Source organism: Desulfomicrobium baculatum DSM 4028, assembly GCF_000023225.1.
GTDB lineage: Bacteria > Desulfobacterota > Desulfovibrionia > Desulfovibrionales > Desulfomicrobiaceae > Desulfomicrobium > Desulfomicrobium baculatum.
The window spans coordinates 3,808,603-3,833,315 of record NC_013173.1; the positions used below are offsets into that span (position 1 = coordinate 3,808,603).

Sequence of the window (24,713 nt, forward strand, 5' to 3'; positions counted from 1 at the left end):
ATCTCATGCGCGAAGCCAACGTTTTCCCCACATACAGAGGGGAGATGGAATATGTCTGCCTCGGCTGCCAGGCCAGATACCCCATTGACGAACTGCATTACACCTGCCCCAGCTGCAAGGGTGTTTTTCTGCTGGAGGATACCCGCTTTCCAGAGTTGGAAAAAACACCCGGGTCCGCATGGCGCGATATCTTCGATTTGCGGGCGGCGACGAAAAATCCTGCCCTGCGCGGCATCTTTCGTTTTTACGAGCTGATGGCCCCTGTCGTGGCCGAGGAGCACATTGTCTATCTGGGTGAGGGCAACACCCCTGTGACCCGCTCCTCGACCGCTCTGGAGCGCCTAGTGGGCCAATCCATGGCCTTCAAGAATGACGGCCAGAATCCGTCCGCGTCATTCAAGGATCGCGGCATGGCGTGCGCCTATTCGTACCTGCGCCATCTGGTTGCCAAGCATGGGTGGGACAATGTGCTGACCATCTGCGCCTCCACGGGCGACACTTCGGCCGCGGCGGCACTCTACGCCGCGTATGTTGGCGAGCCCCTGACCTCGGTCGTGCTGCTGCCCCAGGGCAAGGTCACTGCGCAGCAACTGTCCCAGCCTCTGGGCAGTGGGGCGAAAGTGCTCGAAATTCCCGGTGTTTTCGATGACTGCATGAAGGTGGTCGAATATCTGGCCGATCATTACCGTGTGGCGCTCCTGAATTCCAAGAACGCCTGGCGCATACTCGGGCAGGAGAGCTATGCCTTTGAGGTGGCACAGTGGTATGATTGGGATCTGCGCGGTAAGGTTATTTTCGTGCCCATCGGCAATGCCGGAAACATCACGGCCATCATGAGCGGCTTCCTGAAGCTGCTGCGGCTTGGGATCATCGAGACCCTGCCGCGCATCATCGGCGTGCAGTCCGAACACGCCGACCCCGTTTTCAGGTACTATGACCAGGACCCCGGCCATCGCCGGTTCGAGGCCGTGAAGGTCCGGCCGTCAGTGGCCCAGGCCGCGATGATCGGCAATCCCGTATCCTTTCCGAGGGTCGCTTTTCTGGCGGAGCAGTATCAGAAGCTGGGCGGCGCCGGATCTTTCGCGGTGGTGCAGGTCAGCGAACAGCGCATCATCGAGTCCATGCTGCTGGCCAACAGGCACGGCCATATTGCCTGCACCCAGGGCGGGGAATGCCTGGCCGGACTGTTCAAGGCCAAAGAGCTTGGGCTCATGGAAGAGGGCGAACTTGCGGTGCTCGACGCCACCGCCCACGCTTTGAAGTTCGCTGGATTCCAGGACATGTATTTCCATGACGGGTTTGGTCCCGAATTTGAAATCACGCCGGACAGGAAACTGGCCAACGTGCCGCGTCTGGTCATTGATCAGCAGGACAAAGAGCGCCTGTCCGAGGATGCGTTTACGGTTCAGGCCGCACAAAATGTGGTCGGCATTCTGGGGCTGGATAAAAAATGACGGTGCCGGCCTGAAATGGTGAAAACAAAAAATGGCCGCGGTGCGCACCGCGGCCATTTTTCGTTTCATGGGCATTTCGCGTGCGCTACGCGCCCGGTGACAGACCGAGCAGGGCGATGCCGTGGGCATTGGCAAAATCGAGAGCCTCGCGCTGTTCGAAAAAGATGCATCCCCCGGCTTCAAAGGCCAGGCACGTCGCGCCGACCTCGGCCATGGATTGCAGCGTCTTAAGGCCAAAGGCGGGGAGGTCGAGCCTCTTGTCTTGGGTCGGCTTGGGGCGTTTCACGACAACCGCCCCGGGCCCGCCAAGCTGGCCTCCGCGCCGGATGGCTGCGTCGGTTCCCTCGATGGCCTCGACGGCAAGAACGATTTTCTCCCGCACCACCAGGCACTGGCCGATGTCGAATTGTCCCAGGGACTGGGACAGCGTCCATGCGAACTCCACATCCTCGCGTTCGCTCTGCGTCGGTTTTCTTTTTGTCAGAACCCCTTCCGGGGCCAGCAGGTCTGGCGAGTAGAGATGTGGAGCCACGACAGTGAGGCCTTCGCGTTCAAGCTCGGTCGTAAGCGCGCGCAGCAACACGTCATCCCCGCGAGCCTTGATGGAAAAAAGAAGCCGTGCCGCTCGCCAGTCGGGCCGAAGATCAAGGGCTTTTGGCTTGTTGATGGGCCCCGCCATGACCACGTGCGTGACATGGTTTGCGGTAAAGAAATCGATAAGCCTGCCAAGTTGGCCAAGCTTCAGCCAGGAGAAATTGTCGCAATGGGCCTGAAAAGACGGATCGGTGTCGGAAGCGAATCCGACACCGACGACGCGCTCGCCGCGCTCTTTGGCCGTGCTGGCCACGGTGATGGGAAATGAGCCGCCGCCCGCGATGATGCCAAGCGTTCTGGTCATGGCCTGTCTAGATGCGTTCAGGCGTGATGGTGCCTCGTTTGCTGCTGCGAATGAAATCGATCAGTTTCATGACCTGTTGGAAGTTGCCCAGTTCCGTTTCAACTTGCTGCATGACTTCATTGCGCTCCTGGTTGGAGCGCCAGATCAGCTTGTAGGCGGATTTCAGGGCATGAATTTCTTCCGAGGAAAAACCGTGCCTGCGCAATCCGATGAGATTGAGGCCTCGCAAGGTGGCGCGTTCGCCGACGGCCAGCATGAATGGCGGCACATCCTGGGCAACCCCGGTCTTTCCGCCGATGAATGCGAAGTCGCCGATGTTCACGAACTGGTGAACAGCCGAAAGGCCTCCCACGACCACTTCATTCCCGACAGTCACGTGCCCAGCCAGGGTCGCCGCGTTGGCCAGGACATTGTTGTCTCCGACCACGCAGTCGTGCGCGATATGGGAATAGGCCATCATCAGGTTGTCCGATCCGACCTGGGTCGTTCCTCCGCCACCTTCGGTGCCGCGATGAATGGTGGAGAATTCACGGATCTTGTTGCGGTCGCCGATGACAAGCGTGCTCTCTTCACCGCCGAATTTCAGGTCCTGGGGTTCGCCGCCGACGCAAGCCATCGAATGGACATGGTTTTTGGTGCCCAAGGTCGTGAAGCGTTTTATCTGGGCTCCGGCGTCGATGATTGTCTCATCGCCGATGTGAACGCAGTCTTCGATAATGGCGAAAGGGCCAACCGTGACTCCGGTACCTAGGTATGCACCCGGATGAACCACCGCAGATGGATGTATGGATGTCTGCATCAGTCCTCCCTGGGAACAATGGAAGCGGTGAGAATGCCTTCGGCCACGACCTTTCCGTCGACCATGGCCTTGCCGTTGGTCTTCCACATCATCATCTTGTGCCGCTCGTAGGTGACATGCAGGTGCAATTGGTCGCCTGGGAAAACGGGGCGCCGGAAGCGCACTTTTTCCATGCCGGTGAAAAGAAATATCTTGCCGACAGTGTCCGCCGGGGGAAGGCTTTTAATGACCATGATTCCGCCCGTCTGGGCCAGGGCCTCAAGGATGAGCACTCCGGGCATGACGGGGTAGGACGGGAAATGGCCCTGGAAGAAAGGTTCGTTGATGGAAACGCTCTTGATGGCGTGCACGGACTTCATGGGTTCGAAGGACAGCACGCGGTCCACCATCAGAAATGGATAACGGTGGGGGAGCAGGTCCAGAATATCCCGGCTGACGATTTCGCCCTGTTCTGGTTTGGTTATCATGTCTTTACCCTTTGTTCGCAAGTTCTTCCCGGAGTGCGGCCAGTTCCTTTTCCAATCTGCCGAGGCGCCGCTTCATTTCCGGCAGCTTGGGCATGATGGCCGATGCCCGTAAAAAAGATCCATGGGGCATGACCGGGATGCCGCTCAAGTCCTGACCCGGGGGCACGTCCTTGCCTACGCCGGACTTAGCGCCGATTCGGCATCCGTCGCCCAGGTTCAGGTGACCGGCGACTCCGACCTGCCCGGCCAGAACCACTCCGTCACCAAGGGTGGTCGAGCCAGCGATGCCGACTTGCGACACGATGATGCAGTTTCGCCCTACCCGCACATTATGGCCGAGCTGGACCAGATTATCGATCTTGGTGCCGTGCCCCACGCGGGTTTCACCCAAGGCGGCACGGTCTATGGTCGTGTTGGCGCCGATCTCGACATCGTCTTCGATCACGGTCCGTCCAATCTGGGGAAACTTTGTCATTCCGGAGGCGGCCTGGGCAAAGCCGAATCCGTCGCTTCCCAGAACTGTGCCGGCATGCAGGATGACCCGTTTACCGACCAGCGTGCCGGCCATGAGCGAACAGTTCGGGTAGATAATCGTATCCTCGCCGATGCTGCAGTCTTCGCCGAGGTAGGAGCCGCTGAATATGCGAACTCCCGCACCCACCTGCGCCCCTGGGCCGATGTAGACAAAAGGGGCAACGGCGGCGCTTGGGTCGATGCGCGCGGCTTCGTGCACAAAGGCCAGAGGGCTTATGCCTTCAAAAGAACCCTGAGGCTTGGCGAAAAGCTGAACGCTGCGGGCAAAATCAAGATAGGGATGAGCGCTGATCAGACAGGGTTTGGTATCCAAAGCCTGATCAGCGCTGACGAGGACTGCGCCGGCGCCGGTTGTTTCGAGTTGCGGCGCATATTTGGGGTTGGCCAGAAAGGACAGCTCGGACGCTGAAGCCTCGGCCAGGGTGTTGACCCCGGTGATCTCAAGGTCCTTGCCCTTCAAGGTCAAGCCCAAGCGGGATGCGATTTCGGAAAGAAGCATTGCCCGCTCTGTTATTTGCCGCGCATGGCTTTGTTGAGTTCCGCCATGATGGCGTTTGTGAGGTCAACACTTTCTTGGCCGTAGATCACACCGCTGGCCTGCTTGTCGAAAATGGCGGTGTAGCCGTTTTTCTTTCCGTAACTCTCGATCACTTCCAGAAGCTTGTCGATGATGGGCTTTGAAAGGTTCTGTTCGGCCTGCTGCAGCTTGCGCTGGTAGCTCTGTCCCATGTCCTGGAAGTCACGCACTTTGCGTTTGTATTGCGTTTCCTTGTCAAGCTTGGCTTCCTGGCTGAGCATCATGGACTGTTTCTGCAGTTCGTCTTTGAGCGTGTCCAGTGACTTTTTCTGTGTATCAAGGTTGTCCTTCATGTCCTTGAATTGGGACTTGAGCTGCTCCATGGCCTTGGAGCCGGGTTCGGACTTGGCGATGACCGTCTTCATATCAATAAAACCGATTTTGGTTTCGGCGCCTGCCGTCAGGGCCAGGCAAAGCACGAAAAAGATTGTCAGGATAAATGTACGCATGGAAAACTCCTCACCAATAATGTGTAATTTGTCTTGTGGTTAAAAAAACTGTCCAACTGAAAATTCGAAACGACCCTTTCTTTCGTCATCAATTTCAACCGTGTCCAGAGGGTATCCGTACTCCAGTCGCAACGGGCCCAGAGGCGAGTACCAGCGCACGCCGGCGCCAACGCTCTTGTAGAGGTCCATGTCGACTGATTCGTCATCATCCCACGTCTTGCCGGCGTCGAAGAAGACCAGACCCACTATGCCCATGTCCTTGTGCAGAGGAACAAGGTATTCCGCATTGAAGAAGAAGCTCTTGTTGCCGCCCTTCTCGTCGCCTTCGTCGTAGCCTTCCTGTCCTTCCTGCTGGTCATAGACGGGCGAGATGCTACGCTCCTCGTATCCTCGCACCGAATTCATGCCCCCGAGATAAAAGCGCTCGAAAGGCGGAATGCGCTCGCTGCCGTTTTCCATCACGTATCCCGCCTGGGCGTGCAGGTGGATAATGGTTTCCAGAAAAACAGGGTAATAATGGTTTGAGTCGACGATGTATTTGACGAAATCGTCATCGCCGCCAATCAGACCTCCCGCGTATTCCACGGAAAATTGGTGGGTTGTTCCTTTGCTGGGGTTGATGCGCCGGTCCGTCGTATCACGTTTTATGGATGCGTACAGGGCACTGGCCCAGTTTTGCCCTTCGATGTCCTTAATGACCTTGTCCGCGTCGTCATCGATATCTTCGATGGTGTAACGCTCTATGCGGTAGTTCCAGGAGAGGTTGGTGTACTCCCCGAGCGGGTATCCAAAGAGCAAGCGGGCACCCATGGCCTGCTTGTCGTAATCTGAATATTCATTCATCTTGTTGTAGAGACTGACGCCGACACCGAGATCCGTGTCGTCATAATGCGGGTTCCAGAAGGTGGCGGTGTAATCTGCGGACTTTGAGCTGATGGTGCCCGTGAATCCGAGCTGGTAGCCCATGCCGAAGAGGTTGCGCTCCAGCACCTGCCCCGAGAAAAACACCTGCGAATAGCTGGAGTAGCCCACGCCGGCGGAGAACTGTCCCGTGGGCTTCTCCTTGACCTTGACCCGCAGGTCGAGAGCGCTGGGATTGGCCGTGGGCTCCGGGGTGATTTCGACGGTTTCGAAGAAATCGAGCCTGTTGAGGCGGGTGTTGGACCTGCGCAACAGGGATCCATCGAAAATGTCTCCATCGACCAGGCGCATTTCACGGCGGATGACGTTGTCCCTGGTCTTCGTGTTGCCTTCGATCAGGACACGGTTGATGGAGATTTTGTTGCCCTTGGACAAGATGTACGTGATATCAAGCTGTTTTTCTTCTTCGTTGCGAGCCATGTTCACATCGGCTTCGGCGAAGGCGTAACCAAAGTTGGAGTAGTGCTCCACGAGTTTCTGCAGGTCGGAGCGCAGCACGGAGCGATCGAAAAATTCATTCTCCCTGGCCAGGTCGTCCAGGGCGATGACGCTATCCAGATCTTCGGGTGCGGCGATCATCTCCCCTTCGTACTTGACGGAGGCCACCGTGTAACGCTCGCCCTCCTCGACCTGGAAGGTCACGGTGATACCGTCGTCCAGGTAGCTGACTTCGGGCTGGCCGACCTTGGCGTTCAAAAAGCCGCGATTGCCGTAATAGGCTTCAAGGGCCGCTGCGTCACGGTCCAGGATTTCTTCGCGCAGCACTCCCGTTCCCGTCATCCAGGAAAGCATGCCGCGCTCGGTCAAGGCCAGTTCGTCCTTGAGGTCATCGGGGTCGAGCTGCTTGGCGCCCTGAATGACGATGTCCGTCACGTAGAGCTTTTTGCCTTCCTTCACGAGGATGTTGAGTCGCGCACGCTTGGCGTCGGCCTGGGTCAAGGTGTAGTCGACCTCGGCATTATAGAAGCCGTCCTTGCGGTACAGTTCGCGTATCTTGCCCATATCGTCGGCCAGAACCCGGGGGTTCAGAACTGCCCCGGTCTTGGTGGCGATGGTCGCCAGCAGGTCGTCGGCGTCAAGCTCCTCCGCCCCTTCGACGCTGATGGCTGAAATGAGCGGTTTTTCCTTGACGTTTATGACCAGGCGTTTGCCTTCGGCAGTGTCTTCCAGGGCGATGGCGATATCGTCGAAATATCCAAGTTCGTAGAGGCTTTTGAGCTCCGTGTTGACGGCTTTGGGGTCGTATACGTCGCCGGGCTGAATCTTCAGCCGCATAAGCACCACGTCATCATCGAGGATTTCGTTTCCGCGCACATCTATCGATGCGATCCGGTCTGTCTGCTGCACGCCGTTCTGGATCTTGGCCGCGGTTTCTTCAATGGCCGGCAGAATGTTGATCACACCCTCTTTGACCACGAAAAAGGGTATGGGCTCGCGGACGCCGAACGCCTCCACAAGCCGGGTGTCGATGCTGATGTTCTCGCCGACCTGGCTGAAGCTGCCGTAGACGGCGTAAGCCGCTCCGGAGAGCAGCGCCATGTCCCTGGCAATTCCAAGATCCAGATATTCGACCTGCTGTTCTTGCAGGAGCCGCATGGTTTCCTCTTGCGGGATCACTTCCAGTCCCAGGGCCGTCAGGCGATCCTGAAGCAGCTTGGGCAGGCTCTCCTCCAGATAGGCCAGGTCCGGTGCCGCGTTCACGGCGAATGGCAGCACAATGACCTTTTTCGTCGGTTCGGCGAACCCGGGGTGGGCGCAGAAGAGACACAAGAGAGCAATCAAGCACAGGAGGACATTACGTTTCATACAATTCTCCGGAACGCAGCTCCAATGTGCGATGCATGCATTGGGCAAGTTCAGCATTGTGGGTAACGACGACCAGGGTGACTCCCTGATCCTTGTTCAGATGCAATAAAAGATCGTTGACTTCCCGACCTGTCCGTTCATCAAGATTTCCGGTAGGTTCGTCGGCAAGCACAACGGCGGGCTCAAGCAGAATGGCCCGGGCAATGGCCGCCCGTTGTCTCTCTCCCCCGGACAGGGTGGTTACCCTGTGATGCCGTCGATGCGCAAGCCCCACCCGCGACAAAGCCGCGTCGGCCTTTTCCAGGGCCAGCGATCTGGCCACGCCGCCGATGATGCCCGGCATGGCCACGTTTTCCAGAGTTGAGAATTCTGGAAGCAGGTGGTGGAACTGGAAAACAAAGCCCATGTTCTTGTTGCGAATGCGGGCCCGTTCTTTCCAGCCGAGGGTTGATATGTCGGCTCCGTTGAACAGGATGGACCCGCTCGAAGGCACGTCCAGGGTGCCCATAAGCTGCAACAGGGTGCTCTTGCCCGATCCCGAAGCCCCGACGATGGCCAGGGAATCTCCACCGAGCACGGTCAGGTCGACGCCGGAAAGGACGGTGATGGTTTCCTCGCCCTGTTCGTAGGCCTTGCCGACGTTTTGCAGGCGATAGACTTCACTCATAGCGCAGCGCCTCGGTGGGGTGCATTTTCGCGGCTTGGCGGGCCGGATACAAGGTGGCCAGGAAGCACAGCGCCATGGCCGCGACGGCGATGAGGGACATGTCAAGAAGCTCTATTTTCACAGGCAGATGGTCCAGATAATAGACATCGGCCGGAAGCTTGATGAATTGGTATTTTTCGAGGAGGGAGCAGATCGCAAGACCCAGTCCGAATCCGATACTCGTGCCCACGGCCCCTATGAGCGAGCCCTGCAAAATGAAAATGTTCCGGATCTGGGGGGGCGTTGCGCCAAGAGCCATGAGCACGGCGATGTCCTTGGTTTTTTCCATGACCATCATGACCAGGGTGGTGATGATGGAAAAGGACCCCACCAGCACGATCATGATCAAAATGACCGCCATGGCCGTCTTTTCGAGCTTCAGCGCCGCAAAGAGGTTCTGGTTCATCTCTATCCAGTTGCGCGAGTACAAGGGGAAGCCGCCCAGCGCCCGGACCAGCGCCTCGCCAATTTTCTGCACGCCGTCTATGTCCGATACCTTGTATTCGATCCCGGTCACGAAATCGCCTTCAAAGCCCAGGATTTTCTGGGCTTCGGGGATGGATACGAAGGCCAGGGAAGAGTCGTATTCAAACATGCCCGAACTGAAGATACCGACCACGTTGAAGAAAACGATCTTCGGAGAAAATCCGGCGGCTGATTTCTTTCCGCTGGGCGCGAGCAGGCTGAGCCTGCTGCCGAGAGTCAGGCCCAGTCTGCTTGCCAGCTCCTTGCCGATGACGATGCCCGGGGTGTCGCCGTTGCCGGCAAGGTCTGCGAGGCTGCCGCTGATCAGGTCCTTTTCGACGGACAAAACCGTGCCTGCGCTTTGCGGGCTGACGCCGCGCAGCACGACGCCTTTGACCCCGGAAGGGGTGGAGAGCATGACTTCGTAGTAGATGAACGGCGTGGCGGCGACCACGCCGTCGACCTGCAGGCTTTTTTGCACCAGTTGGTCGTAGTTGCCGATGGTCTGTTTGACCGAGCCGAGAATGAGGTGGGAGTTTATGCCCAGAATCTTGTCGCGCAGGTTTTCGCTGAATCCGTTCATGACCCCGAGGACCACGATGAGAGAGGCCACGCCAATGGCCACGCCCAGCACCGAGATGAGCGAGATGACGGAAATGAAGGCCTGCTTGCGGCGGGCCAGAAGATATCGCAGGGAAACGAACAATTCAAAGTGCATGGGTTCTCGCTCTAAAAAGACCGGTGCCGTCCGAGTCGTGGCTCGGGCGGGCCTAGCCGGTGATTTCGGGCCGCAGCAGCGGGAAGAGGATGACTTCCCGGATGGACGGAGAATCCGTCAGCAGCATGACCAACCGATCAATGCCGATGCCCTGTCCGGCAGCCGGAGGCATGCCGTATTCCAGGGCGCGGATGTAGTCTTCGTCCATGGCGTGGGCTTCGTCGTCGCCGGCGGCCTTTTCCCGTACCTGTTCCTCGAAGCGATCCTTCTGGTCATATGGATCGTTCAGTTCGGAAAAGGCATTGGCCATTTCTTGCCCGCAGATGAACAGCTCGAATCGATCCGTGATTTCGGGATTCGCATCGTTCTTGCGGGACAGGGGGGATATGTCTGTCGGATAGTGATAAATGAAGTGCGGCTGGATCAGCTTGGGCTCGACCAGATTGTCGAAGAGCTTGGCCTGGAGCTTTCCCAGCTTCTCCTTGGGGTGCACGGCCTCGCCCAGTTTCTGGGCCAGATCTTTGCACTTGTCGTAATCGCGGTATATTTCAGGGGATACGCCGCCGATGATTTCCAGGGATTCGTGGAAAGGCATGCGCACCCAGCCATCCTGAAGGTCGATGACATTGCCCTGATATTCCACCAGATGGGTCCCGCAGACGGATTTGGCCAAATCGCCAAGGAGTTCCTGGGTCAGGTCCATGAGGTCGACGAAGGTCGCATACGCCCAATAGAATTCGATCATGGTGAATTCGGGATTGTGGCGGGTGTCGATGCCCTCGTTGCGGAAATTGCGGTTGATCTCGTAGACCCGGTCAAATCCGCCCACAAGCAAGCGCTTGAGGTAAAGCTCGGGAGCGATACGCAGGAAAAGGTCCATGTCGAGGGCGTTGTGGTGCGTGCGGAAAGGCTTGGCCGTGGCGCCGCCGGCGATGGGCTGCATCATGGGCGTTTCCACTTCCAGAAATCCGCGCTCGTTCAGGAAATTGCGGATGAACTGCACGATGGCCGTGCGCTTGCGGAAAATGTCACGGGCACGGTCGTTGACCAAGAGGTCCACGTAGCGTTGGCGATACCGCGTCTCGACATCTTTCAGACCGTGGTATTTTTCCGGCAGCGGACGCATGGACTTGGACAGGAGGCGCACCGCAGCGGATTTTATGGTCAATTCCCCGGTCTTGGTGCGAAAAAGGGCGCCGCTGACACCGACGATGTCGCCGATTTCGAATTTTTTGAACACGCCATATTGTTCAACTCCAAGATCATCGCGCTGGGCGTAAACCTGGATTTTGCCGCTGGTGTCCTGAATATGAAAGAATGTCGCCTTGCCAAAGGAACGATGGGCCATGATCCGGCCGCACAGAGCAAAGGTCAGGTTTTCCTGGAGGAGGACGTTTTCGTCCTTTTCGCCATGCGCCTCAAGAACGTCGCCGATTTCTGCAGAGCGGCGAAAATCATTGGGATATAAAGGGATGCCCGCATCAAGCAGAAACTGCGCCTTTTCCTTGCGGTGGCGAAGCAGCTGCTTTTCGCTTGGGACATTGGTCTGATCTTTTGTCAAGGAAAGTCTCCGTATCGGGAATAAAGGCGTCAAACAAGCTAATTCGGGTATTGGAAATTGGACCTGTCGTCAAGAAAAGTCAATGCCCGGGAGGTGGCGCTAGATCAGGAAATCCGCCGATTTGGAGTCTTCTTGCCACGCGTTCCCCGTTCTTGAAGACCTTTTCCGCAGGCAGGCCGACTGCGTTCAAAAGCAGAGCCAAGGCTGTTTGCTGCGTGTCCGGGGCGAAGAGGGGGTAATCGCTGCCGAAAAGAATGCGCTCGGGGTCATGCCGCTTCAGAATGGCCTCAAATGCCGAATCCGGAATGACTCCCGGGCAGCACGACGTATCCATATATACATTACGGCCGGCGAGGTGGGCGAGGGTCTCTTCCCAAAGGTACAGCCCGCCCAGATGCGCGGCGATGACCGTAAGGTCCGGGAAACGTTTCAAGACCATGGCCAGGTCGCGCGGACGGGACAGGGTCGTGCCTGCCTCCCTGACCGGACCCATGTGGATCATGATTGAGAACCGCCCTTGCGCGGCTTCCCAGAGGGAATCCCAGCGGGAAGAGTCCAGCGCAATGCCGGTGAGGTCGGGGTGGATCTTGAGCCCCCGGATGCCGTTTCGTTCCAGGCGATCCAGTTCGGCTTCCCAGGCCGGGTGGTCCGGGTGGACAGTGCCGAGGGGGATGAGCCTCGGGTGCGCGCGGCGCAAGGAAAGCATCCATGAATTGGCCGGAATCATCTGGTCCGGGCGCAGGGCGGCGGTAAAACACAGCGCATGGGACAGGCCGGCACGGTCCAGGTGCTGGATGAGATCTTCGGCCGTGCCGTCTCCGGCCGGCCGCAGCCCAAGGTCGCGACCAATGGCCGCGGTAAGCTTGGGCGCTATTTTCGGCGGGAAAACATGGGTGTGGCAGTCGATCATGCGACTCTAGCCGAACAGGGCCGAGAGCCAGTCCGGAACGCGGACAGGCTTGCCTTGGGCGTTGACCACCGCGTGCTGGGTCGAACCCCGGGTCAGGACCGCGCTCTGATTCGCATTGGTGATTTCATAGACAAAGCTGAGACTGGCTCGCGACTGACCGGCCAGACCGGTGCGGATGTGGATGATCTCGTCGTAGCGGGCGGGAGCGAGATAACGGCATGCGGCTTCGCGCACCGGCAGGAAGATGCCGCGCTCCTCCACGGTCGCATAGCTGAAACCCAGGCTGCGGATCAGCTCGCTGCGGCCGCGTTCGAAGAGGTGCAGATAGTTGGCGTAATAGACCACGCCCATGGCGTCGGTTTCTCCGTACGAGACGCGGTGGGCGAGGCTGCACGAGGGTTGTGGAAAGTCGGCTTTCATGCGTCCGGCCCGAGGCAGAAGGTCAGCAGCTCGCGGCCGTCATTTATGAAAAGGCCTGCACCTTTCGCCGTGTCCTCATTGAAGACGTTTGGTCCGTCGGTTCGGGGTGCCTGCGTCCGGTAGATCAGGAAAGGCACTGGGTCCTCGGTGTGCGTCCGGCGCGCGACAGGGGTGAAATGGTCGCAGGTGACCACAATGGTCGCGTCCTCATGCGCAAGGGCGGCCAGAATTGGTGCCACGATGCGCTGGTCGAAAAGCTCGATGGCGCGCTTTTTCAGTGCTGCGTCGCCCATGTGTCCACACTCGTCCGGGGCCTCGACGTGCACGTAAACGAACTCGCCGCGCTGGAGAAAATCCAGCGCCGCTTCAACCTTGCCTTCGTAATTGGTGTCGATGAGGCCGTTGGCGCCGGGGACCTCCAGGACCTCCATGCCTGCGGCCCGGCCCAGGCCTTTGACCAGATCCACGGCCGAGACCACCGCCCCCCGCAGGCCGAAGCGCTCGGCAAAAGCGGGTAGTTCCAGTGGCCGTCCCTGTCCCCATGGCCAGACCGATGTGGCCTCGGAGGTCGTCTCGGCGCGCAGGTATTCGTGAGCAGTCTGCAGAAATGCGAGCATCTCCGGAAAGGATGCGTAGGCGGTAAGGTCCTGGGCGATGTTCTGGTCCAGGATGTCGTGTGGTGGACGGATGGCGAGTTCTGCCGCGTCTGTCAGCGCCCCGCCTCGCTGCACCAGGAGGTGGCGGTACTGGATGCCCTGAACGGCCTGGAAGGGGGTGCCCCCGGCCATATCCGCCAGCCGGGCGACCAGGGGGGCGGCCTCGGGGGTGCTGATATGTCCGGCGGAATAGTCCAGCATCACGCCCGCGTCCGTCAGTTCGGTCAGGCGAACCAGATTCATGCGCCAGACCAGATCGTCCTGGTCCAGGGTCAGCCCCTGGGCGGCAGCCTCGATGGGTCCGCGTCCGGTGTGATGCGTTTGCGGGTCGTAACCCAGCAGGCTCATGTTGGCCACGTCGGAACCCGGAGGCATGCCGTGGGGAACTGTCCGGCAGAGGCCGCAGCGGGATTTGGGAGCCAGCAGGTCAAGAGTCGGGGTGCTGGCGGCATGCAGGGAGGTGCGTCCTCCCAGGATATCAAGGGGCCATCCGGCCATGCCGTCGGCCACCAGGAAAACGGTTTTTGACATCAGATGATCCTGTAGTGCACCGGCGGGTCGAGCACGAAGCTGAATTTCTTGATGGTGTCCAGGGCGGCGGTCACGTTTTGCATCTGCGCGGAATGGCTGATGAAGACGATGGGAACGCCGTCGTTGGGCGCGTACTGGCGCTGCACGACCTGGGCGATGCTGATGTTGTACTCGCCCATGACCCCGGCGATGGAGGCCATGACGCCAGGCCGGTCAACCACGGTGAAGCGGAAATAATGACGGAACACGGTCAGTTCGGGGGCCAGAATCTGTGCCTGGGGCAGCCTTGATTCCAGGAAGCCCGTGTTGTTGGGCACGCAGTTGGTGCGGGCCAGAGCCAGGATGTCGGCCAGCACGGCGCTGCCCGTGGGCAGGTCGCCTGCGCCCTGTCCATAGAGCATGACCGGACCCACGGCGTTGCCTTCGAGCAGGATGGAATTGAACGGGCCGTCGACCTTGGCCAGAATGTGGTCCTGGCGCAGCAGGGCCGGGTAGACCCCTGCGTGGAGCATGCCGGACTTGTCACGGACCTGTGCCAGGAGCTTCAGGCGGTAGCCGAACTCCTTGGCCAGGATGATGTCGAACTGCTCGACCTTGGAAATGCCTTCCACCGTGAGCTTGCTCAAGGGGAAGTCGAGTCCGTAGGCCAACCGGATGAGGATGACCAGCTTGTGGGCGGCATCCATGCCCTCGATGTCCAGGGTCGGATCGGCCTCGGCGTAGCCCTTGGCCTGGGCCTTGGCCAGAACCGTGGCGAAATCCTCTCCCTTTTCGGACATTTCGGACATGATGAAGTTGGCCGTGCCGTTCAGAATGCCGGTCAGGGCCTTGATGCGGTTTCCGGCCAGGCTTTCTTTGAGGGTCTGGATGATGGGGATGCCGCCGGCGACGCTGGCCTCGTAATAAAGACCAAGGCCCTTGCTGGCCGCGAGCTCGAAAAGCTCCGGACCGTGCTGAGCCAGGAGCGCCTTGTTGGCCGTGACCACGGATTTGCCGCTGTTCAATGCGCGGGTGATCAGGGTGCGCGGAAATTCGATGCCTCCGGCCAGCTCGACGATGATGTCGATTTCGGGATCGTTGATCAGATCGTCCATGCTGGTGGTGAAGGTCGTGCCCGGTGACGGGATGACGTTTCTGGGTTTGGCCAGATCGCGGACCATGATGGTCTTGACGGCCAGGGTTTTGCCCAGTCTGCGCACGATCCAGTCGTTGTTTTCCTGGATGATCTTGATGAGCCCGGAACCTACGGTGCCAAGGCCGGCCAAGCCGAGATGGATGACGGAGTCTTTCAAGGAATTCCTCCACGCCGAAGCATTGAGAAAAAAGATTATGGAGCAAAAAAAAGCTATTTGCCGCATCCTGCACGCGCTGTCAAAATGACAAATGGCGCTAAAGCGGGGGCATTTTTTATTGACGCCTCATGTGCTTTTGGATAACTAGCCACTTCTTCAACGGACGGAGAGGTGGCCGAGCAAGGCTGAAGGCGCTCGCCTGCTAAGCGAGTATAGGGGCTTAAACCTCTATCGAGGGTTCAAATCCCTCCCTCTCCGCCATCCCCTGGAGGGTTGGCAGAGCTGGTTGATTGCACCGGTCTTGAAAACCGGCATGCCTTTGCGGGCATCTGGGGTTCGAATCCCTAACCCTCCGCCATTAGTACGTGTTCCGCTGAAATCGCAAAGATTTCGGCGGTTTTTTATTTGGTTTCGCGTCCAACGGATAAAAGGCCCGGCTCTGCAGTCGGGCCTTTTGTTATTTCTGCGCGAAAGTGACGGCCGGGCCGATTGTTTGAGGTGAATCACAATGCACCGCGCGAGAATGAGCGGCCCGAAGCCTTGCGGGTTTGGTCTGTTGGGTTTGGCGTGCCGACCCGCGTTTCGGGGCGGCATTGTTTTCCGATTGCGCTTGCTATAGTCAAAAACCACTCTCAACACTGATCATAAGGATGCCGTATTATGGATGTGACCCGGACCGAAATTCCCGGAGTGCTCGTGCTCAAGCCCAAGGTTTTTGGAGATCACCGCGGTTTCTTTTGCGAAACTTACAGCCGTCGCCAGCTGATCGCGCACGGCCTGGATGTCGATTTCGTGCAGGACAACGAGGCTTTTTCCGCGCAGGCCGGGGTGCTGCGCGGTTTGCATTTTCAGACCCCTCCGATGACCCAGGCCAAACTGGTGCGGGTGGGGCGGGGCGCTGTGTACGATGTGGTGGTCGATCTGCGCACGGGTTCCCCCACCTTTGGCCGCTGGCAGGGCTTCACCCTCTCGGCCGCGAATTTCTTACAACTTTTCATCCCCGCGGGCCTCGCGCACGGGTACATGACCCTGGAGTCCGACACGCAATTTCTCTACAAGGTCGACCAGTACTACTCGCCGGAGCATGATGGCGGGATCTCGTGCCTGGATCCCGTTTTGGGCATTGACTGGCCCGACCTGCCGCCGATCATGTCCGACAAGGACGTGCGATTGCCGTGTCTTGCGGATTTCAGTTCGCCCTTCCGCATGGAGGGCGCTGGCTGATTGCCGAGCAGATTGGTATGGTAATGCCCGCGCAGACCGTGAATTTTCATGTGTTGCGAGGGGGTTAGCTTGCGGCGGAAGATCGTGATTTTTTTCATTATCTCTTGACACGGGACGACCCTCTTGAATACAGGTGGGCAATTATTCCGTGTCTGCTTTTTTCAAATTTCATCTCAACGCGGTAGGAGGAGAGGACTGTGGCAAAATGCAAAAGCTGCGTGGTGTTGCCATTCCTGGTCGGTTTGGTGGCATCGATCGTGCTTGGTTGGTGGGGCTTTCCCAAAGTCCTGTACAGTCAGAAGACCCAACCCATCCGGTTCGATCACGTCGTGCATGTGGAAGATCAGGCCATGGCATGTGAAGATTGTCATGCGTTTCGGGATGATGGCTCCTACGCCGGCATGCCCACCAACGCGAACTGTGTCGGATGCCATGAGGATGTTCAGGGGGAAGATCCTGATGAAGCTCGCTACGTGACCGAGTACGTGCAGCAGGAAAAGGAAGTTGAATGGCTGGGTTATCAGAAACAGCCGGACAATGTGTACTTCTCTCACATCGCGCACAAGGAACTTGACTGCACATCATGTCATCCGGACGTGGCCAACATGAGCACCCCGCCTGTCTACTATGAAAACAGGCTTTCGGGCTACAGCAAGGACACCATGAAGATGTGGCAATGCGAAGAGTGCCATGCCCAAAGTGGCGCCAGCAACGCCTGTTTTGTCTGCCACAAATAAGAGAGGAGTGGATTTACGATGGGACTCGACAGAAGAAGCTTTATTTCTTTGGTGGCTGGCGGTGTAGCGGGCAGCCTCTTCACTCCCGTAATATGGAAAACCCTGGATGACGTGTCCATCTGGACACAGAACTGGCCCTGGATTCCGCGGTTGCAGTATGGCGAGGAGCTGACGGTTCCGGCGCTGTGCAAGCTGGGCGCGGACGCCTACGGCCTCAAGGTCAAGACCATTGCCGGTCGGCCTGTCGCGGCCGAGGGCAATCCGGATCATCCCTTGAGCCTCGGCGGCATCTGTCCTCTGGGTGCGGCCAGCGTGCACCTTCTCTACAGCCCTTCCCGGGTCAAGAACCCCAAACTGAGGGACGGCTCCTCTTTCAAGGACATCACTTGGGAGGAAGCGGAAGAGCTGCTCGCCGGGAAGATCAAGGAAGCCGGCGCGAGCATGGCCATGATCAGCGGTGACGAGACCGGCTCCGTTACGGACGTGCTGTCCGGTCTGGTCGGCAAGGCCGGTTCGGATAAATCTTTTTTCATGCCCGGCGAGAGCGCCCCGGCAGCAGCGGCCCTGGCCATGCTCGGCGGAGACGGTCAGGTCGGCTATGACATCGAAAACGCGAACTACGTGCTCATGCTCGGCGCCGACGCTCTGGGCTCCTGGGGCAACGTGGCTCGCAACGGCAAGGCCTTCTCCGCCAGTCGCGAGAAGGGAGTCAAGTTCGTCTACGTCGGACCCGCCCAGAACGGGACCTCCGCCGTGGCCGACAGCTGGATTCCCTGCGCCGCAGGCACCGAACCGGTCCTGGCTCTGGGGATCGCGGCGGTTATCGCCGGCACGAACCGTGATCGTTCATTCTGGCCCGGTTTTGCTTCTTTCGCAAAATTTGTGCAGACATCCTATCCGCTGGACAAGGTGGCCGAAATCACCGGTGTTTCGGCGGCGACCATCACGGGCCTGGCCCAGGAATTGGTCCGGGCCGGACGTCCGCTGGTCCTGACGGCCGCTGAGGCTGGCCAGGGTCTGGGCGCTTTCGAGCTTGCCGCCGGGATGAGCCTGAACATGCTCCTGCAGCGCGTCAACACGGTCGGTGGTGTGCGGATTCTGCCTTGGGCTCCCAAGGTGGTCGAGGCCGCAGCCGACAAAAAGGCGATGCTCGCCAATGATCTTGTTGCCTACTTGAGCACAGTGGCCGACGGCGGCGCCGAGGCTCCCGCGCTGCTCATGGTCTACGGCGCCAACCCGGCCTATGCCCTGCCGAACCTGGTCAAGGCTCAGGCGGCCATCGACAAGGCCGGCTTCGTGGTCTCCTTCAGTTCGTTCATGGACGAAACAGCGGCCATGGCCGACCTGATCATGCCCGACAGCTATGCTTTCGAACGCCTGGATGACGCCTACTCCCCATATGGTTCGGGTCAGCCCAACTATACGGTGGCCGCGCCCGTCATCAAGCCGGTTTTTGACACCAGGCCCGCGGGCGACGTTCTTTTGTCCGTGGCCGCCAAGGCCGAGCTGGATCTGGGTTTTGAGACTTTTGAAGACGTGGTCAAGGCCAAGGCCGAAGCGCTGGGCGCCGACTTCGACGAGATGGTCGAGGGCGCGGTCTGGGTTTCGGAAGAGTTTCCGGCTCAGGATCTGGCCTTGTGGACGACTCCCCTGCAGGAATTGGCCGTGGCTGCCCAGGATGGCAAGACCCTGGCGCTGGCCCCGGTGCTGCGGCTCAAGATCGGCAGCTCCAAGATCGCCATTCCTCCTTTCAACACCAATGCCATCCGCTTTGATGAAATGCTCGGCAACGACATGTACGTGCTGATCAACGCGGCCACGGCGAAGAATCTGGGACTGAAAAAGGACGATGCCGTCAAACTCGCCAGCTCCGGCGGGGAATGCAAGGCCCGTGTGCGCATTTTTGAAGGCGTGATGAACGATACCGTCGTGGCCCCCCTGGGTCTTGGCCATACTGCATGGGATGCTTTCTCCAGTGGCAAGGGAGATAACGTTTACAAATTGCTGGCTGCCGACACCGAAACAGAGACTGGGTTGTCCCGGTTCGCAACGGTGCGGGTCACTGTCAGCAAGGCGTAGCTCTTCCTTAAGCACCTGGAGAAAATAAGAGGATATTCACAATGCAAGCAAAAGAATTCAAAGTAAAATGGGGCATGCTTGTCGACCTTGACAAGTGCACCGGGTGCGGCGCCTGCACCGTGGCCTGCCGGGCGGAGAACAATCTTCCCCCCGAGGCCGATGCAGCCAACAAACTGCGCACCAACGACTGGATGAACATATACGAACTGTCCAACGAGAAGCCGTTCCCCGATCACGAGGTCGCCTATCTGCCCCGGCCATGCATGCAGTGCGGTCGTCCGTCCTGCTCCACGGTCTGTCCGGTCGTGGCCACCCTCAAGGACGAGGAAGGCGGCATCGTCAGTCAGGTTTATCCCCGCTGTATCGGTTGCCGGTACTGCATGGCGGCCTGCCCGTACCATGCCCGTTATTTTAACTGGTTTGATCCGATCTGGCCCGAAGGCATGGAAAAGGTCCTGACTCCTTACGCATCTGCCCGTCCGCGCGGCGTGGTCGAGAAATGCACGTTCTGCCATCATCGTTTCATGGCTGCCAAAGAGCAGGCTCGCATGAACGGCGAAGACCCGACGGAACTGGCCGAGGACGCATACATTCCGGCCTGCGCCGAAATTTGCCCGACGGGTGCGATCAAATTCGGGGATCTGAAGAATCCCGAGCATGAAGTCAGCAAGCTGGCCGCGAGCAAGTACGCTTTCCGCCTGCTGGAAAAACTCGGCACCGACCCGCAGGTCTATTATTATTCCAAGCGTGAGTGGGTGAGGAAGCTCGGGGACAATTACCTGAAGAATGCCAAGGGGGGCGAACATGTCTGATAGAGCGTACTGGCCCGAAGGGGTGGAGCGTTGTTCTGTTGGGAAGTTCCTGGCCTGGTTGGGCGTGATCAGCATCTTCCTCGCGTGGGGAGGGTACGGCGCGTTCAAGGTCCTGGGAACCGGTATCGGCGTTACGGGCCTGGACAATTATTTCGGGTTCGGCCTGTGGATCACCTTTGACCTGGCGGTCATCGCCTTGGGCGCCGGAGCCTTCTTCTCCGGATTTCTGCGGTACATTGTCCGCATCGACGAGCTTAAAAACATCATCAATCTGGCGGTCATTGTCGGGTTCCTCTGCTACTCCGGCGCCATGCTGATCCTGGTGCTCGACATCGGCCAGCCGCTCAGGGCCTGGTTCGGCTACTGGCACCCGAACGTTCACTCCATGCTGACGGAAGTCATCTTCTGCATCACCTGCTACTGCACGGTGCTGATCATCGAATATGTGCCGATCATCCTGGAAAACCGGAAGATCAACCAGAACAGGTTCTGCCATCATCTGGCTCACAACTTCCATGTCTACATGCCGCTTTTCGCCGGCATCGGCACCTTCCTGTCCTTCTTCCACCAGGGTTCCCTGGGCGGCATGTACGGCGTGCTCTTCGGCCGTCCGTTCGTGTTCCGCGAAGGCTTCTTCATCTGGCCCTGGACCTTCTTCCTGTTCATCTCCTCGGCCATTGCCGCCGGACCCGGCTTCACCATGCTGTGTTCCGCAATGATGGAAGGCATCACCGGCCGCAAGCTGGTCAGCTATGATACCAAAAAGCTCCTCGGCAAGATCTCCGGCCTGCTTCTGTGCGTCTACATCTTCTTCAAGATCATCGACACCTACGCCTGGGCCAAGGGCATCCTGCCCGGCATGGGGCTGACCTTTGACGAGATGTTCAGCAGCGAACATGGATACGGCAAGATTTTGCTGTGGCTTGAACTCTTCTGGTTCGGCGTGATCCCGGCCGCAATGCTGGTCACCCCCGCCGTGCGCAATCGTCCGTGGCTCATGTACAGCGCTGTCGTCATGGCCGCCATTGGCGTGACCATCAACCGTTTCGTCTTCACGGTCCAGGCTCTGGCCATCCCGGTCATGCCTTTCGACCGCTGGACCACATACGTTCCCAACTGGGCGGAATGGTCCACTTCGCTCATGATCGTCGCCTATGGAATTCTGGTCATGAGTATCTCCTACCGCTATCTGCCGATCTTCCCCCAGGAAGTGAAACTCAATAAGTAGAGATGATTGTTTCAATTAAAAAGGCCCTTCGGGGCCTTTTTTTTTGGGATGACAAATGCTTGGCATCTGTGTTCATAACCTGGTTGCTGTTTAAGAATCATGATGGGACATGCGGCAGCCGACTGAAAAGGGAGGTGTCATGAAGGATGCGCAGAACGGGCGGCAGGCCGCCATCGATGTCGCCAGGGCGCTGGGACTTTTGCTTGTCTATTACGGGCATTTCGTCGAGCAGATCATGTATCTCAAAAATCCTGCGGCCGCCGTGCAGTACAAGTGGATCTACTCGTTCCACATGATCCTTTTTTTCATCCTTTCAGGTTGGGTGAAGGGCGCGCGTCCCAGCGTGCCGACGGCCATAAAATTCGTGCAATCGACCCTGGCCAGCCGGATTGTGCCCTATCTTTTCTTCAGTATCGTGCTGGCGGGCCTGTCGCTGGTGTTCACGGGCTGGTTCCCCATGCTCGATCTTTCCAGCGCGCAGGGATATTTTCAGGCGGGCGTGTCCACGGTTCTGGGCTTTCCCCTTTTCAACGTGCCGCTCTGGTTTGTGGCCTGCTTGGTCAGCGTGGAATGCCTGCATCGCCTTGTGCAGGCATATCTGGACTCCACCGTGCGGATTATCGCGGTGGCCGTTGTCTGTTATGTCGGCGGCTATCTCCTCAATGAGCACTATTTCTTTTTCGGTCAGAACATGAGTTTTTGGCTCCTGCATGAAGTTCCCGTTGTTTACGCATTTTTTCTTGTGGGTGTGTTGCTGGGCAGGGGCGGACTCCCTGGGCGGATTTCGCCTGCGGCGGGCGTTGCGATCTTTGCCCTGGCGCTGGCTGCGGTTCATTTCACCTATGACCTCAATCAGGGCCCTTTCAGATATCTGCAGGCCGTGATCATCCTGCTCTCGGGGCATGGCCATTTTCTGTGGTTTCCGTTCACCGCCTTGGCCGGGTCCGTCATGGTCCTGGCTTTGGGGCGAGTATTGCACAACGTCTCCCTGCTCGCATTTTTCGGCCGCAACGCCATCATACTGCTTGGCCTTAACGGGGTCTTCTACCATTTCGTCAATGCTCCCGTGGCCGCGTGGAGCGTCGCCAACCTTCCTCCGGACGGCTGGAGCGTATTTTTTGTGAGCGCCCTAGTCACTCTCGTGAGTTTTGGGCTGAGTCTTCCGGTCATTTACGGGCTCAATATCGCCGTGCCCCAACTGGTGGGCAAACCGCGTACCGCAGGGCGTTTTTTTGGCCCCTTGATCAAGGGGTAGCGGGCCGTGATGCTGCCCGGCAAGATGGGGAGTGAGCGTGCGGAGGCCCGCGCGGCGGGGTTGCGCCGCACGCTGCTGACGCTCAATGTCTTTGCGGCGCTGAAGATGACTCTTTTCCCCATGGCCATCATCACCCTGTTCTGGAAGGACCGGATTGGTCTGACCCTGACCGAGATCTTGACTCTGCAGGTGTTTTTCTCTCTGGCCAGCGTGATCATGGAGTACCCGTCCGGATACGTCAGCGACCGCCTGGGCTATCGCTGGGCGCTGATAGTGGCCTGCGTCTTCGGTATTGTCGGATGGGGCTGGTATCTGCTCGCGGCGACCTTCTGGGGCGTGCTGGTCGCGGAGCTGCTGCTGGGCGTTTCCTACGCCTTTATCAGCGGGTCGGACACGGCGCTGCTTTTTGAGACCTTGCGCGCCGAAGACAGGGTGGATCTGTACACCCGCTGCGACGGACGCATGGTCGGATGGGCTCAAGGAGGAGAGGCCGCGGGCGCGCTCTTTGCCGGACTCATGTACGCGCATTGGCCGCTCTTGCCCTTTGTGGCCCAGGTCGGGATTTGGACTCTGGCCCTGGGCTTGTGTTTGAGTCTGAGGGAACCCAAGGCTGAGAGCGGCGGGCCGGTGGTGTCACATCTGGCCGAGGCGTTGCGCGTGTGCAGATTCGCCTTTCGGGAGAGCTCGGCCATCCGGGCGACCATCATGAACGGGATGCTGCTCGGTCTGGCTTCTTTCTACATGGTTTGGCTCATTCAGCCGTATATGCAGGAGTGCCGGGTCCCCGTGACATGGTTCGGCCCTGCCTGGGCCGGGGCGAATCTGGTTGTGGCCCTAGCGGCCGCGAACAGTCACCGGGTTGAAGGCAAGGTCGGCGTGGCGGGCATGCAGGTTCTTTTCTTCGCGCTGATCGTCGTCGCGTACCTGGGACTTGGAACCATCACGGCCGTGGGCGGCTTTTTGTTCTACTATCTGCTTACGGCCATGCGCGGGCTGCAGGGGCCGCTCATGCGCTCGCGATTGCAGGCTTTGAGCAGCAGGGCGAATCGGGCCAGCATTCTGTCTCTGCACAGTCTGGCTTTCCGTCTGGGGTTCGTGCTCACGGGTCCGCTGGTGGGTCTGCTTGCCGACAGCCACGGTCTGTCGACCACGTTTTACGTCTTGGCCGGATTTTTCGCGCTGGCTCTTCCCGTGGCCGCGCGAAATTTTTTGCGTCATAACCATGCATATTCATAGGGCTGGTTTCGTCTTCCACACACGAGACACACCCCTGTGGAAAAGGTTTTGGTTGATCCCGATGCCTTGATGTCCTAATACTTAACCTGTTCTGCGAAACTACTTCAGGAGCAAGGGAACCCGGTGCGAGTCCGGGGCGGTCCCGCCACTGTAACCCCGATTTTGCGTGCCCGAGCCGATCCCCTTTGGGAGAAGCCGCATGCGGGGCAAGCCAGAAAACCCGCCTGAAGCAATTCTCTTAACCCTCTGCACGCGGATGCAGGGCGTTGAGTTGTTCAGAAAAACGTCACCACAACTACGAGCGAACATGACTGACACGATTCCTTCATGGGAACGCGTGCGCGGCATGGTGCCGGTGAGTCTTTGCGACTGGCCGGGCAAAATCACGTGCGTGCTTTTTGCCGGCGGCTGCAATTTGCGCTGTCCGACCTGCCACAACGCTTCCCTGGCCTGGAAATGGGCATCGCTGCCGAATCTGAACCGGGAGGTCGTTCTGGCCGATCTGCGTCGCCGCAAACGCTGGCTGGACGGGATCACCCTGTCCGGAGGAGAGCCGACCTGCTTGACGGACCTGGATGATCTGCTTGCGGACCTGGCCTCGACCGGCCTGCCGGTCAAGCTTGATTCCAACGGCTCCGCGCCGGGTGTCCTGGCACGTGTGCTTGAGGCCGGACTTGTCCAGTCCGTGGCCGTGGACGTCAAAGGACCCTGGTCAATGTATCCTGAACTGACCGGGCAGGCCATGGACGCCGATGCGGCCTGTGACGCGCTGGGAGATGTTTTCGATCTGGCCCAGGCGTATCCCGGCCGGGTCTATTTTCGCTGCACCAAGGTGCCGAGCCTGACTCCCGAGGATCTGGAGACCACCCAGGCCCAGATGCCGCAAGGGCTGCCTTTGCATTTCCAGGAATTTGTGCCTCCTCGAAGCTGTGACGATTTTTCCTGATTCTCAATTCGACCGAACTTTATTGGAGTATT

The 24,713-nt window shown here is 58.8% G+C and carries 22 protein-coding genes, 2 tRNA genes and 1 riboswitch; of the genes, 11 read left to right on the forward strand and 13 right to left on the reverse strand.

The window, feature by feature from the left end; translation table 11 throughout:
- Positions 1-5 precede the first annotated feature (5 nt).
- Positions 6-1,454: a threonine synthase gene (thrC, locus tag DBAC_RS16865; RefSeq protein ID WP_015775534.1), complete on the forward strand. Its 1,449-nt coding sequence runs from the start codon at positions 6-8 to the stop codon at positions 1,452-1,454.
- Positions 1,455-1,539: 85 nt separating this feature from the next.
- Here the strand turns inward: thrC and DBAC_RS16870 are convergent, their stop codons facing one another.
- The 13 genes from DBAC_RS16870 to DBAC_RS16930 form a co-directional block, all read right to left on the reverse strand.
- Positions 1,540-2,352 carry an LpxI family protein gene (locus tag DBAC_RS16870; RefSeq protein WP_015775535.1) on the reverse strand — a complete coding sequence of 271 codons (813 nt, stop codon included), beginning with the start codon at positions 2,350-2,352 and terminating at the stop codon, positions 1,540-1,542.
- 7 nt (positions 2,353-2,359) lie between these two features.
- Positions 2,360-3,151 (reverse strand): acyl-ACP--UDP-N-acetylglucosamine O-acyltransferase, encoded by a 792-nt coding sequence (gene lpxA / locus DBAC_RS16875; RefSeq protein ID WP_015775536.1) that lies wholly within the window; start codon positions 3,149-3,151, stop codon positions 2,360-2,362.
- Positions 3,151-3,615, reverse strand: a complete 465-nt coding sequence (fabZ, locus tag DBAC_RS16880) for a 3-hydroxyacyl-ACP dehydratase FabZ (RefSeq protein WP_043813088.1) — start codon at positions 3,613-3,615, stop codon at positions 3,151-3,153. The genes lpxA and fabZ overlap by 1 nt, the downstream gene beginning before the upstream one ends.
- A gap of 7 nt (positions 3,616-3,622) precedes the next feature.
- The gene (gene lpxD, locus DBAC_RS16885; RefSeq protein WP_015775538.1) at positions 3,623-4,651 is read right to left on the reverse strand and encodes a UDP-3-O-(3-hydroxymyristoyl)glucosamine N-acyltransferase; all 1,029 of its coding nucleotides are present in this window, start codon (positions 4,649-4,651) and stop codon (positions 3,623-3,625) included.
- 11 nt (positions 4,652-4,662) lie between these two features.
- Positions 4,663-5,178, reverse strand: a complete 516-nt coding sequence (locus DBAC_RS16890) for an OmpH/Skp family outer membrane protein (RefSeq protein ID WP_015775539.1) — start codon at positions 5,176-5,178, stop codon at positions 4,663-4,665.
- Positions 5,179-5,217: 39 nt separating this feature from the next.
- Positions 5,218-7,905 (reverse strand): outer membrane protein assembly factor BamA, encoded by a 2,688-nt coding sequence (bamA, locus tag DBAC_RS16895; protein ID WP_015775540.1) that lies wholly within the window; start codon positions 7,903-7,905, stop codon positions 5,218-5,220.
- Positions 7,895-8,572 carry an ABC transporter ATP-binding protein gene (locus DBAC_RS16900; RefSeq protein WP_015775541.1) on the reverse strand — a complete coding sequence of 226 codons (678 nt, stop codon included), beginning with the start codon at positions 8,570-8,572 and terminating at the stop codon, positions 7,895-7,897. Before DBAC_RS16900 ends, bamA begins: the two co-directional genes overlap by 11 nt.
- The gene (locus DBAC_RS16905; RefSeq protein ID WP_015775542.1) at positions 8,565-9,794 is read right to left on the reverse strand and encodes a lipoprotein-releasing ABC transporter permease subunit; all 1,230 of its coding nucleotides are present in this window, start codon (positions 9,792-9,794) and stop codon (positions 8,565-8,567) included. The genes DBAC_RS16900 and DBAC_RS16905 overlap by 8 nt, the downstream gene beginning before the upstream one ends.
- Positions 9,795-9,846: 52 nt before the next feature.
- Positions 9,847-11,355, reverse strand: coding sequence for a lysine--tRNA ligase (gene lysS, locus DBAC_RS16910; RefSeq protein WP_015775543.1), 1,509 nt, complete (start codon positions 11,353-11,355; stop codon positions 9,847-9,849).
- A gap of 79 nt (positions 11,356-11,434) precedes the next feature.
- A complete protein-coding gene (locus DBAC_RS16915; protein WP_015775544.1) occupies positions 11,435-12,265 on the reverse strand; it encodes an amidohydrolase family protein in 831 nt (276 codons plus the stop codon).
- 6 nt (positions 12,266-12,271) lie between these two features.
- Positions 12,272-12,685, reverse strand: a complete 414-nt coding sequence (locus tag DBAC_RS16920; protein WP_015775545.1) for an acyl-CoA thioesterase — start codon at positions 12,683-12,685, stop codon at positions 12,272-12,274.
- Positions 12,682-13,872, reverse strand: a complete 1,191-nt coding sequence (locus DBAC_RS16925) for a cofactor-independent phosphoglycerate mutase (RefSeq protein ID WP_015775546.1) — start codon at positions 13,870-13,872, stop codon at positions 12,682-12,684. Before DBAC_RS16925 ends, DBAC_RS16920 begins: the two co-directional genes overlap by 4 nt.
- Positions 13,872-15,164: a homoserine dehydrogenase gene (locus tag DBAC_RS16930; RefSeq protein WP_015775547.1), complete on the reverse strand. Its 1,293-nt coding sequence runs from the start codon at positions 15,162-15,164 to the stop codon at positions 13,872-13,874. Before DBAC_RS16930 ends, DBAC_RS16925 begins: the two co-directional genes overlap by 1 nt.
- 165 nt (positions 15,165-15,329) lie before the next feature.
- On the opposite strand from DBAC_RS16930, the gene DBAC_RS16935 reads away from it, so the two are divergent.
- The 10 genes from DBAC_RS16935 (at position 15,330) to DBAC_RS16980 (ending at position 24,681) form a co-directional block, all read left to right on the forward strand.
- Positions 15,330-15,425 (forward strand) — tRNA-Ser (locus tag DBAC_RS16935).
- Positions 15,426-15,431: 6 nt separating this feature from the next.
- A tRNA-Ser gene (locus DBAC_RS16940) sits at positions 15,432-15,522 on the forward strand.
- A gap of 302 nt (positions 15,523-15,824) precedes the next feature.
- Complete coding sequence (gene rfbC / locus DBAC_RS16945; RefSeq protein ID WP_015775548.1) at positions 15,825-16,388, forward strand: dTDP-4-dehydrorhamnose 3,5-epimerase; 564 nt, start codon at positions 15,825-15,827, stop codon at positions 16,386-16,388.
- 197 nt (positions 16,389-16,585) lie between these two features.
- Positions 16,586-17,125: a menaquinone reductase multiheme cytochrome c subunit QrcA gene (qrcA, locus tag DBAC_RS16950; RefSeq protein ID WP_015775549.1), complete on the forward strand. Its 540-nt coding sequence runs from the start codon at positions 16,586-16,588 to the stop codon at positions 17,123-17,125.
- Positions 17,126-17,143: 18 nt separating this feature from the next.
- Positions 17,144-19,204: a menaquinone reductase molybdopterin-binding-like subunit QrcB gene (gene qrcB, locus DBAC_RS16955; protein WP_015775550.1), complete on the forward strand. Its 2,061-nt coding sequence runs from the start codon at positions 17,144-17,146 to the stop codon at positions 19,202-19,204.
- 41 nt (positions 19,205-19,245) lie between these two features.
- Positions 19,246-20,016, forward strand: a complete 771-nt coding sequence (gene qrcC / locus DBAC_RS16960) for a menaquinone reductase iron-sulfur cluster-binding subunit QrcC (protein ID WP_015775551.1) — start codon at positions 19,246-19,248, stop codon at positions 20,014-20,016.
- Positions 20,009-21,244, forward strand: coding sequence for a menaquinone reductase integral membrane subunit QrcD (gene qrcD, locus DBAC_RS16965; protein ID WP_015775552.1), 1,236 nt, complete (start codon positions 20,009-20,011; stop codon positions 21,242-21,244). Before qrcC ends, qrcD begins: the two co-directional genes overlap by 8 nt.
- A gap of 139 nt (positions 21,245-21,383) precedes the next feature.
- Positions 21,384-22,499: an acyltransferase family protein gene (locus DBAC_RS16970; protein WP_015775553.1), complete on the forward strand. Its 1,116-nt coding sequence runs from the start codon at positions 21,384-21,386 to the stop codon at positions 22,497-22,499.
- A 9-nt stretch (positions 22,500-22,508) separates the two neighbouring features.
- The gene (locus DBAC_RS16975; protein ID WP_015775554.1) at positions 22,509-23,735 is read left to right on the forward strand and encodes an MFS transporter; all 1,227 of its coding nucleotides are present in this window, start codon (positions 22,509-22,511) and stop codon (positions 23,733-23,735) included.
- Positions 23,736-23,824: 89 nt separating this feature from the next.
- A riboswitch (cobalamin riboswitch) is annotated at positions 23,825-23,977 on the forward strand.
- 65 nt (positions 23,978-24,042) lie between these two features.
- Complete coding sequence (locus DBAC_RS16980; protein ID WP_015775555.1) at positions 24,043-24,681, forward strand: anaerobic ribonucleoside-triphosphate reductase activating protein; 639 nt, start codon at positions 24,043-24,045, stop codon at positions 24,679-24,681.
- The last annotated feature ends 32 nt before the right edge of the window (positions 24,682-24,713 follow it).

Excerpts from the sequence above, each read along its gene's own strand:
- DBAC_RS16905 (WP_015775542.1), bottom strand. The coding sequence starts at position 9,794 with ATGCACTTTGAATTGTTCGTTTCCCTGCGATATCTTCTGGCCCGCCGC.
- DBAC_RS16890 (WP_015775539.1), bottom strand. The coding sequence starts at position 5,178 with ATGCGTACATTTATCCTGACAATCTTTTTCGTGCTTTGCCTGGCCCTG.
- DBAC_RS16975 (WP_015775554.1), top strand. The coding sequence starts at position 22,509 with ATGCTGCCCGGCAAGATGGGGAGTGAGCGTGCGGAGGCCCGCGCGGCG.
- lpxD (WP_015775538.1), bottom strand. The coding sequence starts at position 4,651 with ATGCTTCTTTCCGAAATCGCATCCCGCTTGGGCTTGACCTTGAAGGGC.
- rfbC (WP_015775548.1), top strand. The coding sequence starts at position 15,825 with ATGGATGTGACCCGGACCGAAATTCCCGGAGTGCTCGTGCTCAAGCCC.
- qrcB (WP_015775550.1), top strand. The coding sequence starts at position 17,144 with ATGGGACTCGACAGAAGAAGCTTTATTTCTTTGGTGGCTGGCGGTGTA.
- DBAC_RS16925 (WP_015775546.1), bottom strand. The coding sequence starts at position 13,872 with ATGTCAAAAACCGTTTTCCTGGTGGCCGACGGCATGGCCGGATGGCCC.
- DBAC_RS16920 (WP_015775545.1), bottom strand. The coding sequence starts at position 12,685 with ATGAAAGCCGACTTTCCACAACCCTCGTGCAGCCTCGCCCACCGCGTC.
- DBAC_RS16980 (WP_015775555.1), top strand. The coding sequence starts at position 24,043 with ATGACTGACACGATTCCTTCATGGGAACGCGTGCGCGGCATGGTGCCG.
- DBAC_RS16870 (WP_015775535.1), bottom strand. The coding sequence starts at position 2,352 with ATGACCAGAACGCTTGGCATCATCGCGGGCGGCGGCTCATTTCCCATC.
- qrcC (WP_015775551.1), top strand. The coding sequence starts at position 19,246 with ATGCAAGCAAAAGAATTCAAAGTAAAATGGGGCATGCTTGTCGACCTT.
- qrcD (WP_015775552.1), top strand. The coding sequence starts at position 20,009 with ATGTCTGATAGAGCGTACTGGCCCGAAGGGGTGGAGCGTTGTTCTGTT.
- DBAC_RS16900 (WP_015775541.1), bottom strand. The coding sequence starts at position 8,572 with ATGAGTGAAGTCTATCGCCTGCAAAACGTCGGCAAGGCCTACGAACAG.
- DBAC_RS16970 (WP_015775553.1), top strand. The coding sequence starts at position 21,384 with ATGAAGGATGCGCAGAACGGGCGGCAGGCCGCCATCGATGTCGCCAGG.
- DBAC_RS16915 (WP_015775544.1), bottom strand. The coding sequence starts at position 12,265 with ATGATCGACTGCCACACCCATGTTTTCCCGCCGAAAATAGCGCCCAAG.
- lpxA (WP_015775536.1), bottom strand. The coding sequence starts at position 3,151 with ATGCAGACATCCATACATCCATCTGCGGTGGTTCATCCGGGTGCATAC.
- bamA (WP_015775540.1), bottom strand. The coding sequence starts at position 7,905 with ATGAAACGTAATGTCCTCCTGTGCTTGATTGCTCTCTTGTGTCTCTTC.
- thrC (WP_015775534.1), top strand. The coding sequence starts at position 6 with ATGCGCGAAGCCAACGTTTTCCCCACATACAGAGGGGAGATGGAATAT.